8 protein-coding genes are annotated in these 12768 nt (G+C 40.3%); all 8 read right to left on the bottom strand.

Annotation, left to right across the window (positions count from 1 at the left end; all coding sequences use genetic code 11):
• Positions 1 to 15 precede the first annotated feature (15 nt).
• Positions 16 to 1017, bottom strand: coding sequence for a gluconeogenesis factor YvcK family protein (locus tag WDC_RS02180; RefSeq protein WP_044010182.1), 1002 nt, complete (start codon positions 1015 to 1017; stop codon positions 16 to 18).
• Positions 1014 to 1898, bottom strand: a complete 885-nt coding sequence (gene rapZ / locus WDC_RS02175) for an RNase adapter RapZ (protein ID WP_044010181.1) — start codon at positions 1896 to 1898, stop codon at positions 1014 to 1016. Before rapZ ends, WDC_RS02180 begins: the two co-directional genes overlap by 4 nt.
• Positions 1899 to 2054: 156 nt before the next feature.
• Positions 2055 to 3434 (bottom strand): argininosuccinate lyase, encoded by a 1380-nt coding sequence (argH, locus tag WDC_RS02170; protein ID WP_044010180.1) that lies wholly within the window; start codon positions 3432 to 3434, stop codon positions 2055 to 2057.
• Positions 3435 to 4658, bottom strand: a complete 1224-nt coding sequence (locus tag WDC_RS02165; protein ID WP_044010179.1) for an argininosuccinate synthase — start codon at positions 4656 to 4658, stop codon at positions 3435 to 3437.
• 184 nt (positions 4659 to 4842) lie between these two features.
• Positions 4843 to 5313, bottom strand: coding sequence for an S-ribosylhomocysteine lyase (locus WDC_RS02160; protein WP_044010178.1), 471 nt, complete (start codon positions 5311 to 5313; stop codon positions 4843 to 4845).
• Positions 5314 to 5614: 301 nt separating this feature from the next.
• A complete protein-coding gene (gene uvrA / locus WDC_RS02155; RefSeq protein ID WP_044010177.1) occupies positions 5615 to 8452 on the bottom strand; it encodes an excinuclease ABC subunit UvrA in 2838 nt (945 codons plus the stop codon).
• A gap of 50 nt (positions 8453 to 8502) precedes the next feature.
• Entirely contained in the window at positions 8503 to 10506 is a 2004-nt protein-coding gene (gene uvrB, locus WDC_RS02150) for an excinuclease ABC subunit UvrB (RefSeq protein ID WP_044010176.1), read from the bottom strand.
• A gap of 367 nt (positions 10507 to 10873) precedes the next feature.
• On the bottom strand, positions 10874 to 12601 hold the full coding sequence (locus tag WDC_RS02145; RefSeq protein WP_044010175.1) for a phospho-sugar mutase: 1728 nt from the start codon (positions 12599 to 12601) through the stop codon (positions 10874 to 10876).
• Between the last annotated feature and the right edge of the window lie 167 nt (positions 12602 to 12768).

Below are 12768 nucleotides of genomic sequence, written 5' to 3'. Positions count from 1 at the left end.
TGATATCACCCCTTTTTAATCTCGTGGTTGGTGTAATCGATTCATCAGTTCTGCCACAACTTTTGTACTATCGTGAAACGCACCGTTGTCTCTGAGTTGCAAAAAATTAGTTGAAATCACCCGCGTTCCTTGCTTGCGTAACCCCATAAAATCATGTGTGACTGGGCGTGAAAGTTCATTCCAGCGCTGAAAATCCATATAATCCTCGGGTACCGGCTGAGAGTTTACCAATATGGTATCCACAAAATGGCTGTCCAAGTGTTCATTTAAAATTCGGACATGGTCTGCGTCGCTAAATTGATCTGTTTCCCCTTTTTGAGTCATAATATTACATATATAAATAACTTCAGCATTAGTATCACAAACTGCACGCCCCACATTTTGGATCATTAAATTTGGTAAAATACTCGTAAATAAACTGCCTGGGCCGAGCACAATTTGATCAGCTGCCATAATTGCATTAACAACCTCGGGCACTGCTTTAGTGGCATGACCGTCCTGATAATTAGTTGGAGTGACCCAAACGCGCTTAATCGCTTTATGGGCAGCTGTGATTTCAGATTCACCCTTTAATTTGGTACCATCAGCGAACTCAGCATTCAAGACTAACGGCTCATTAGCTGCCGGATATACATGCCCATGCACCTTCATCATTGAGGACAGCTCCTGTACTGCCTCAAACACTCCTGATTCCATTTCGGATAATGCTGCAATAATTAAATTACCAATCGCATGTCCTGCAAAAAATTGATCAGAACTGTCAAATCGATACTGAAAAATATCAAGCGCCAAGTCAGGCAAATCGGACAGGGCCACTAGAACATTACGGATATCTCCAGGAGGCACAACGTTAATGTAATTGCGGAGAATTCCGGATGACCCACCATCATCAGCCACGGTCACAATTGCCGTAATATCGACATCCTTGTGGCGTAATCCTTTTAAAATAACAGGAAGGCCGGTACCACCACCAATCACGACAATTTTCGGACGACTACTTTTTTGCTGTACGCTCATGATCGATTCGTCGTCTCCTTTCGCTTTTCAATATCGCGATGACTAATATTAACAACGTAATTTTTACCAATATCTGCAGCGAGTCGGTTGGCGATTGCTACTGAACGATGTTGTCCACCAGTACAACCAATCGCAATCGTCAAACTTGTCTTACCTTCTTTCACATAACCAGGTAAAATCGTAGTTAATAATGAATAAAAATGTTGATAAAACTGTGTGGTTAGTGGCTGTTTCATCACATAGTCACTCACTTGTGGATCATTACCCGTGAGTGGCTTCAAGTCGGGAATGTAATATGGATTTGGTAAAAAACGCACATCCATCACAACATCAGCATCCAATGGTAGACCATATTTAAAACCGAATGACATCACTTCTACATAAAATGTTGTTTGCTGATCATTATTAAAGTAATCTGCTAACCGGTGTCGTAATTGACGTGGTGACAGGTCTGAGGTATCAACGGTTAGGTTAGCAATGCTTTTAATTTCGCCCAATAAATGCCGCTCACGATCGATCCCGGCCATTACCCGTCCTTGGGGGGACAGCGGATGCGCTCGTCTTGTTTCCTTGTAACGCGATACCAGTTCCTCGTCGGTGGCATCTAAAAATAGCAATTGCGTGTTAACATCTTGGCGCTCTCGTAATTCCTTAATCGCAGGCATTACTAAATCATAAAAACCGCGTGATCTTAAATCAACCACGAGTGCAACTTTGTCAGTTCCTTCCGATTCTTCAATGATATCCAAAAACCGAGAGAGTAAATTGGGCAGCATATTGTCAACGACAAAATACCCTAAATCTTCAAAGCTTTGAATTGCGACCGTTTTACCAGCACCACTCATACCTGTAATAATCACTACCTGTAATTGCTTTTTCAAGGCTTAACCTCCTATTTCGTCCGATAAAAAATAATCCTCACCATTGTAACATACCGGGCGTGTCATTGAAATGAAAGCCACTTTTATTAACCAAAAAGAATGTTGTTACATAGTCTAAGTTAGACTACGTAACAACATTCTCGAGTAATAAATCTGCTACTTGATTAATTTTTTGGCGCGCGTAATATTTTCTTTGATTTGTGAAAAACCTGTGCCGCCAAGCGACTGACGACGTTCAACTGCTACTTTACTATCCAAATCATGATAAATATCTTCATCAATTAATGGAGAAATCTTTTTGTATTCATCCAGCGGAATATTTTGTAGAGTTGTTCCTGTCTGCAACCCTTGCAGTACCAATTTACCCACAATTTCATGTGCCTGGCGGAATGGAATCTCTTTGCTAGCCAAGTAATCTGCTAATTCCGTCGCATTTGAAAAATCATTGGTCGTTGCATCCGCCATTTTTTCCTTATGGACATGAGCGGTGCGCAGCATTTCGGCAAAAATTTTGATACTTGGCAAAATTGTCTTGACAGTATCAAATACACCCTCTTTATCCTCTTGCATATCTTTATTGTAAGCAAGCGGCAACGACTTCATGACCGTCAACAAACCCATCAAATTGCCGACCACACGCCCACTCTTACCACGGATCAATTCGGCCATATCTGGATTTTTCTTCTGTGGCATAATAGAACTACCCGTTGAAAATTGATCTGATAGTTCTAAATAATTAAATTCATACGTGCACCACAAAATAACTTCTTCGCAAAACCGCGATAGGTGCATCATCAAAATGGATGCATTACTCAAAAATTCCAAAGCAAAATCACGGTCTGATACTGCATCCAAACTATTATGATACACATCGTCAAATCCTAGTTCCTTAGCAGAAAATTCTCGATCAATCGGAAATGTCGTGCCAGCTAATGCAGCAGCACCTAATGGCGAAATATTAGTATGTTTCATGTTAAATTCAAATCGCTCGACATCCCGTTGGAACATGTCAAAGTAAGCTAATAAATAGTGTGCATACGAGATCGGCTGAGCGTGTTGCATATGGGTATAACCTGGCATTATCGTTTCAATATTTTCCTGTGCCATTGTGACAATCACGGACTGCAGGTGCTTTAATTCAGCTATTACTTCAGGAATTCTATTTTTAACGTATAAGTGAAAATCGGTCGCAACTTGGTCATTTCGACTTCTTGCAGTGTGTAATTTACCGGCAACCGGGCCAATTTCATCCGTCAATATTTTTTCCAAGTTAAGATGAATATCTTCATTTTCAACCGTAAATTTCAGTTTACCTTGGTCTAGCTGCTCCACTAACTTTTCCAGTCCAGCAATTATTTGATCAGCATCTGCTGCTGGTAAAATAGCTGTTTTCTTCAACATTTTGACATGGGCTAGTGAACCCTGCAAATCTTCGTGGGCCAATTCTTGATCAAACGAAATGGATGCACCAAATTCATCAACCCAGTGGGCCCCAGTTTGTGTGAAACGACCACCCCATAGCTTTTCCGTACTCATTTATTGAATGCCATCCTTTGCTTTTTTAACTTTATCTTGAACCTGTGCATAAACCTGTGTTGGTAAGCCCCATAACTTAATGAATCCAACTGCAGCTTGTTGATCAAACTCATCCGCAGAAGTATACGTCGCTAGATTCTTATTATAAAGCGAATTTTCTGACTTTCTTCCTTGAGTGATGACGTTGCCCTTAAACAGCTTCAATCTAATTGTACCATTAACCACTTTTTGAGTGTCCTTCAAAAAGGAAATCATAGCGCTCATCAATGGTGAGAACCAAAGTGCATTATAAATAGTATCTGCTAATTTTTGCTCAATCAATGGTTTAAAATGAGCCAACTCACGTTCAAAAGTTAAATCTTCCAAATCTTTGTGCGCCTTCATTAGCACAGCCGCGGCAGGAGCTTCATAGACTTCACGCGATTTGATACCAACTAATCGATTTTCAATGTGATCAATCCGTCCAATGCCATGTTTACCCGCAATTGTTTCCACTTTATTAATCAATTCAGCAAGTGAATACTGGGTGCCATTTAAAGCAACAGGAACTCCCTGAACAAAATCAATTGTAATTTCTTCAGGCTCATCGGGTGTTTTCTCAATTGGATTAGTGAGATCAAACGCATCTTCCGGTGCTGCCACCCAAGGATCTTCCAAAACGCCAGCTTCATTAGCCCGCCCCCAAAGATTTTGGTCAATCGAATATGGACTGTCTAAATCAATTGGAATTGGAACATTATGTTCTTTGGCATAATCAATTTCTTCTTCACGAGACATATGAAAGTCCCGAATTGGTGCTTCAATTTTAATTTGTGGTGCCAATGCGTGAATAGCAACTTCAAACCGAACTTGGTCATTGCCTTTACCAGTACAGCCATGCGCAATTGCATCGGCATTTTCTTTTTTGGCAACTTCAACCAGCTTCTTTGAAATTAGCGGACGTGATAGCGCAGACAATAACGGGTATGTTCCTTCATAAAAAGTATGCCCCTGTAATGCAATTAACGCATAGTCATTGGCAAATTCTTCTTTTGCATCAATTACATATGCTTTAACGGCACCGACTTTTAACGCCTTGTCATGGATAAAATTGAGATCTTTGCCCTGCTCACCAACATCAATACAAACTGCGATAACATCATAACCTTTATCTTTTAACCACGGAATTGCAACTGACGTGTCGAGTCCACCCGAATATGCTAATACAACTTTTTTATTTGCCATTTTTTAAATTCCCCCACATTTATTTTTCAATATGCTACTTACATTAGCATTATAATCCATCATTTTCAAGTATTTATACATAAAAATGGCGAATAAATGATTTTTATTCATTTAATCACCACTATTCACGTATAAATGAATAAAAAAATACCTCGCGATTAACTCGGAGGTATTTGTTAATAAATTAAACTTCTACTCGTTTAAATGGATCAGATGAAATTTTTTCTGATAGAATCTTCTTAGCCCATTCTTGCGCTGAAAATAATGAATGATCACGATAGTTACCACAACTATCAATCGTCGTTCCTGGAACATCAGACCACTTAGCTGTACTAATGAATTCAAGTGATGATTTCAATGTCTTGGCCACTTCTGTGGTATCATGTTCGCCCCACATAATAAGATGGAATCCTGTCCGACAACCGAATGGTGAACAATCAATGACGCCGTCCATTCTGTCTCGTAACAATCCTGCCAGCATATGCTCAATTGTGTGCAGTCCAGCAGTTGGAATTGCATTTACGTTTGGTTGAACTAAACGTAAGTCAAAGTTTGAAATCTTATCACCATTGGGTCCTTCTTCAACCGTAATTAAGCGAACATATGGTGCTAGCACCTTTGTATGGTCTAACTGAAAACTTTCAATCTTTGCCAAAAAAATCACTCCTTTTATTGATTACCTTTACTATACAATTTTGAAAGTGTGAGTCAAGACGCCTAGCTGTCGTACGCTAAGTTAACGATGACGATTAATAAATCGCCTTTTGATTTATTGATTGTCATTGGTGGCTTAGCCCTAGACAGCTGCCTTGACGAACACGTCTACAAAAAAAGTGTGAGTCAAGGCGCTTAGCTGTCGTACTCTAAGTTAACGATGGCGACTAATAAATCGCCTTTTGATTTATTGATTGTCATTGGTGGCTTAGTCCTAGACAGCTGCCTCAGAAGTAGTAGTGCTAAACACGTTCAGCATCCCGCTCCAACGCTTTCTTCAAATACTGGCCAGTGTAGCTTTCTTTGACCTGTGCAATCTGTTCAGGCGTTCCAGTAGCAACAATTTCGCCACCACCAGCGCCACCTTCTGGTCCTAAATCAATCAACCAGTCTGCAGTTTTAATTACATCTAAATTATGCTCGATCACCAAAACAGTATTGCCGGCATCAACAAGCCGTTGTAATACCTCCAACAATCGTTTGATGTCATCTGTATGCAACCCAGTGGTTGGCTCATCCAAAATATAAAAGCTACGACCCGTTGATTGCTTATGCAGCTCCGAGGCAAGCTTCATTCGTTGTGCCTCACCACCAGATAAAGTGGTTGCCGGTTGGCCCATCTTAACGTAACCCAGACCAACATCAACGATAGTTTGCAGCTTGCGTGCAATTTTAGGAATTGGGGCAAAGAACTCCAGTGCCTCGCCAACTGTCATATCCAATACGTCAGCAATATTCTTGCCTTTATACTGAACTTCAAGCGTTTCAGAATTGTAGCGTTTACCATGACAAACTTCACAAGGCACATAAACATCTGGCAAAAAATTCATTTCAATTTTAAGAATCCCATCTCCGTGACAGGCTTCACAACGACCTCCCTTAATATTAAAACTAAATCGACCCTTCTGATAACCTCTTAATTTGGCTTCGTTTGTTTGAGCAAACAGGCCGCGAATATCATCAAACACTCCCGTATAGGTGGCTGGATTACTTCGTGGTGTGCGTCCAATTGGAGCTTGGTCAATATCAATTATTTTTTCAATGTTTTTGACGCCACGAATAGTTTTATACTTACCCGGCTTTTCAGAATTACGATTCAATTTTTGTGCTAAAACACGCTTTAAAATTGAATTAACCAGCGTAGATTTCCCAGAACCAGAAACACCGGTCACTCCAATAAACTTACCAAGCGGAAAATTAACAGTTAAATCCTTCAAATTATTTTCACTAGCACCAGTAATCGTAATCTTTTTTCCATTACCTTTACGTCGCTTATCAGGGACTGGTACAAATTTTTTTCCAGCTAAATACTGTCCGGTTAAGGATTTTACGGATCGCTCAACTTGTTTAGGTGTGCCAGCGGCCATTACTTCACCGCCATATTCACCGGCACCAGGTCCAATATCAACAATATAATCGGCTGCTCGCATCGTGTCTTCATCGTGTTCCACAATGATGAGTGTATTGCCTAGATCGCGCATCTTTTTCAACGAAGCGATCAGCCGATCATTATCACGCTGATGCAGTCCAATTGATGGTTCATCTAAAATGTAGAGCACACCAGATAAATTGGAACCAATTTGTGTCGCCAATCTGATGCGTTGTGCCTCACCACCTGACAGCGTTCGTGCCGAGCGACTAAGCGTCAAATAGCTCAATCCAACATTTTGCAGAAACGTTAGTCGGTCTATAATTTCCTTAATGATAGGTCGGGCGATCGTTTCATTTTGTTCAGATAAATGAAGTTGTTGAAAGAACGGGAGCTCATCACTAACCGGCTTTTCAGACACTTCACCAATGTGGAGCTGATCTATTTTCACACTTAACGCTTGCCGATTTAACCGGTAGCCATGACAAGTTTGACAAGTTAGTTCTGTCATGTACTTACGCATTTGGTCACGCGTGAAATCAGAATTAGTTTCACGATATCGTCGCTCAACGTTGTTCAAAACACCTTCGAATTCCACATCGACATCTCGAACGCCACCAAAATCATTTTCATAGTGAAAATGAAATTTATGCGTACCATTACCGTGTAAAATGATTTCTTGCTGTTTTTTAGATAATTTATCAAATGGGGTGTCCATGTCAATCCCATTTTGGGTGGCAAATTGTTCCAATAATGCTGGATAATATTGAGATGAAATCGGATTCCAGGGTACAATTACTCCCTGTCGCAAAGTCAAACTACGATCGGGAATCACGAGGTCTTCATCAACTTCAAGTTTAATTCCCAATCCTTCACATTCAGGACATGCTCCCAGTGGGGCGTTAAAAGAAAATAGCCGCGGTTCCATTTCACCAACCGTAAAACCACAAACTGGGCAGGCATATTGTTCTGAAAAGGCGATTGGGTCGCCACCAATAATGTCAGCAGTAGCATAGCCGTCACTGAGCCGGAGTGCGGCTTCAAACGAGTCAAATAGCCGTGAACGAATTCCTTCTTTCACGACAATCCGATCAACTACAATGTTGACTGAATGATTCTTATTTTTGTTCAATTCTGGTACGTCATCAATATCGTAGGTTTCATTATCTACTTGGACCCGTACAAAGCCCTCACGTTTAATTTTTTCAAACGTTTTTTTCTGACCGCCTTTTTTATTACGAACGATTGGCGATAATATTTGTAATTTAGTACGTTCTTTCAAGCCCAGCACTCGATTAACCATCTGTTCGGGAGACTGACTTGAAATTAAAGTGCCATCATTTGGACAAATTGGGGTGCCAACTCGCGCCCATAATAAGCGGAGATAATCGTTAATTTCAGTGACCGTTCCAACAGTGGAGCGTGGATTTTTAGACGTCGTTTTTTGGTCAATTGAAATTGCTGGCGATAAACCATCAATTGAATCAACATCTGGTTTATCCATTTGGCCTAAAAATTGACGGGCATAAGCTGATAAACTTTCAACATAGCGCCGTTGTCCCTCGGCGTACAGTGTGTCAAACGCCAATGAACTCTTTCCTGAACCAGATAACCCCGTGATGACCACCAATTTGTTCTTAGGAATGGTCACATCAATATTCTTAAGATTATGAGCGCGTGCACCATGAATCACAATTTTATCGTTTGCCAATTAAACTTTCCTCCTACTTCAAAAACACAAAAATTTTAGAGAGTCACATACTATCCAATTTGTGCTTTTAATTCTAGCACAGTATCACGTAATGTGGCGGCCTGCTCGAAGTCTAACCGCTTAGCAGCAGCTCGCATTTGATCTTCCAATTGCTTCAGCATAGCTTTTTGATCATCTTTTGCCATATCGGCAAAGTCTTGTTGCGTAAAGTCATCCTTTTGACCGCTATCATCCGATTCTTTGGTAACACTGATTAAATCACGGATATCCTTCTTAATCGTGTGTGGCGTAATATGATGGTCCTCATTATATTTAGCTTGTATAGCCCGCCGTCGTTTAGTTTCATCCATTGCCGCCTTCATCGAATCAGTTACTGTGTCGGCATACATAATAACGGCACCATTTTCATTACGAGCTGCTCGGCCAATAGTTTGAATTAGTGAACGTTCATTGCGTAAAAAGCCTTCTTTATCGGCATCTAAAATTGCCACCAATGAAACCTCTGGCACGTCAATTCCTTCACGCAAGAGATTAATGCCAACCAAAACATCAAACTTACCCAACCTTAAATCACGGATAATTTCAGTTCGTTCCAGCGTCTTGATATCACTATGCAAATACTTAACTTTAAGCCCTAAATCTTTGAGATAATCACTTAAATCTTCCGACATTTTTTTAGTTAACGTCGTAATAAAGACCCGTTCATTACGTTCAACTCGTTTATTGATTTCTCCCACTAGATCATCAATTTGGCCCATAATTGGGCGCACTTCAACCGTTGGATCTAATAAACCAGTTGGTCGAATAATCTGTTGAACAACATGATCTGTTTGGTCATATTCGTATGGCCCTGGTGTCGCTGACATGTAAACAACTTGATTAACATGTTTTTCAAACTCTGCTAGTTTTAAAGGACGGTTATCCAATGCACTAGGCAATCGAAACCCATAGTCAACTAACATTTGTTTCCGTGACCGATCACCCTTATACATTCCACGAACCTGTGGCATCGTTTGATGTGATTCATCTACAACTAACAAGAAATCCTTAGGAAAAAAGTCCAACAGTGTGTACGGTGGTTCCCCTGGTTTACGACCATCCATGTGGCGGGAATAGTTTTCAATCCCAGATGTATAACCCATTTCATTCAACATTTCAATATCATATGTGGTTCGCTGTTTTAGTCGTTGTGCCTCGAGTAATTTCCCCGCATCATCTAGCACTTTCAACCTGTCTTCCAACTCCGCAGAAATCCCCTTTATCGCGGTCGCCATGATGTCTTCATTAGTCATAAAGTGAGTGGCCGGGAAAATAGAAACATGGTCGCGGTCCCCTAGAACTTCACCAGTTAAGGAATCAATTTCTCTAATGCGATCAATTTCGTCGCCAAAAAACTCAATTCGTAGCGCACGTTCGTCACGCGACGCAGGGAATACCTCCACCACATCTCCGTGGACACGAAAACGCCCTCGTTGGAAATCAATATCGTTACGTTCAAATTGAATATCAACTAAATCACGCAATAATTGGTTACGTTCAATTTCCATTCCCACGCGTAGTGATAAAACATGATCTTGATATTCTTTTGGATCCCCTAATCCAAAAATACTAGAAACGGACGCCACGACAATCACATCATTACGTTCCAGCAATGAGCTGGTCGTTGAATGTCGTAGTTTATCAATTTCATCATTAATTGCGGAATCTTTTTCAATGTATGTATCGCTAGATGGTACATAAGCTTCTGGTTGATAGTAATCATAATAACTAACAAAATATTCTACCGCATTATTTGGAAAAAATTCTTTAAATTCACCATATAATTGCCCGGCTAACGTTTTGTTATGCGATAAAATCAAAGTTGGTTTGTTAACATTTTTAATAACATTTGAAATCGTAAATGTTTTACCAGTCCCGGTCGCTCCAAGCAAAATCTGGCTCTTATCGCCCTGCTCAATACCATCGGTCAATTGCTTAATTGCAGCAGGCTGATCACCGGTCGGCTGATACTTTGAAACTAAATCAAATTTTTTGTTTGGTTGTCGATAAATCATAATTCAACCTCCTATTGTAAAAAAGTGTGAGTCGTTGCGTTTAGATGTCGTAGACTAAGATACCAATCTCAATTAAGCAACTGCTTTTGGTTGATTGATTGTAATTAGTATCTTAGCCCCGGCTGGCCACTCCACCAATCGTGCCAACAAACAACAACATTCAACCAACTACTCCCAGTACAATTAAAAAAAATAAAAAATAGCACACTTTTCGTCCATGCGTCCACCAATCTTACCACACGAACATGCATTCGTCTAGCAAGTTGCAAACGTCCTACCTCCTGCATTTCTTAGTAGTAAACTGACATTAATTAGTGATAATCAAAAAATGCCCAATCCAAATCGGATAAGACATTTAGTCGAATAATTATTCAGCAATAAATTGATTTAATGCTGTTTCAAATTCAGTTAATTTTTCATTGGCTGTGCTCAAATCACCAGCATTCGTGCCAATGTAGAACTTAAGCTTTGGTTCCGTCCCTGATGGTCGAATCGCAATCCAAGTCTCATCATCCAAAATATATTTCAATACATTGGCAACAGGTAATTCAATTGGAGTTGATTGTCCTGACTTATCAGTTTTAATTTGCGTACTAAAATCTTCAGTAGCCACAATTGCATGCCCAGCAAAGTGAGTTGGTGCTTCTTCACGGAATTTCTTCATTAGGGCTTTGATTTCATCTGCACCATTAATGCCGGCATAAGTTTGAGAAATTGTCTTCTCGCGGAAATAGCCATATTCTTGGAATAATTCCTGTAAACCGTCATACAGGGTTTTGCCCTGACTACGATAATAAGCTGCAACCTCAGCAAGTAACACAAGCGATTGAATGGCATCTTTGTCATGAACAAATGGTTTAACCAAATAACCATAGCTTTCTTCAAAGCCAAACATGTAAGTATGTTCTCCAGTAGCCTCAAAGTGCTCAATTTGTTGAGCAATGTACTTAAAGCCAGTTAATACATTGATCATTGACACGTCGTAACTAGCCGCAATTTTAGTCGCGAACTCGGTTGAAACGATTGATTTAACAACCGCTGCATTGGCAGGTAAATCGCCAGCTTGTTTGTGGGCCTCCAAAATGTAGTGTAGTAAAACAGAAGCAATTTGATTTCCTGTCAATAATTGATATTCGCCATTTGGTTGGCGAACAGCTGTCCCTAATCGGTCAGCATCTGGATCCACAGCAACTAAGACATCAGCATTAATTTTTTTACCTAGTTCAATCGCCAATTTAAAAGCTTCTGGATCTTCAGGGTTGGGTTTTTTAACAGTTGAAAATTCTGGATCTGGCTGAGCTTGTTCCGGAACAATTTCATAGTTAGTAAAACCCGCATTTTTTAGTGCCTTTTCGCCCAACATTTGACCAGTACCGTGCAATGGTGTGAACACAAGTTTCATATCTCTACCCATTTGCTGCGCTAACTTAGGATTGATGGTGACTGTCTTTACTTTTGCCAAATAATCTTGGTCAACATCATCACCAATAATTTTCATTGTTTGTTCTTTAAGCAGTTGCTCTTCATCAGCCACTTTGATCTTAAATAAATCAGTTACCTGGCGCACATAGCTAGTGATTAAATCAGATTCCTTTGGTGGCATTTGACCACCGTCTTCACCATAAATCTTGTAACCGTTGTATTCTTTCGGGTTGTGACTAGCAGTAATCATAATTCCGGCATAGGCATGTAAATGTCGGACAGTAAAGGAAAGTTCTGGTGTTGGTCGCAAGCTTTCAAACACAAACGAATTGATGCCATGGGCGCCTAGTACCCGCGCAGCTTCGTGAGCAAAATCCTGTGAATGATGTCGCGAATCAAAACTGATGGCAACGCCTCGCTTTTTAACATCGTCGTCCAACGTATCCATAAAACTGGCTAACCCTTCTGTTGCTTGGCGAACAGTATAAATGTTCATCCGGTTAATTCCAGGGCCCAGCAATCCACGCATACCCGCAGTTCCAAACGATAATGGACCATAAAAAGCATCCTCTATTTGGGTGTCATCTGTTGCCATTTGTTGTAATTCACTTTTTAGACTCGTTTCTAATGATGCTTCATTTAACCAGGTTTGATAAGTATCTTTCCAGCTCATCAATGGCATCTCCTTTTCTCAACTCAATAGTTAGTAAGAATTTGATCACGAAATAATTACACCTAACGTCATCGTTAAGCCGCATACAATCTCATTTATCCGCTTTCAAACTTCAATATTTAGTATACCGCACTTCAATTAGAGTGTGAACAGCCGCGTTAAGAAGG

Source organism: Paucilactobacillus wasatchensis (genome assembly GCF_000876205.1).
Taxonomy (GTDB): Bacteria; Bacillota; Bacilli; order Lactobacillales; family Lactobacillaceae; genus Paucilactobacillus; species Paucilactobacillus wasatchensis.
Note: the sequence above shows the minus strand (reverse complement) of the source record. Positions and strands in the feature narration are given on the sequence as shown.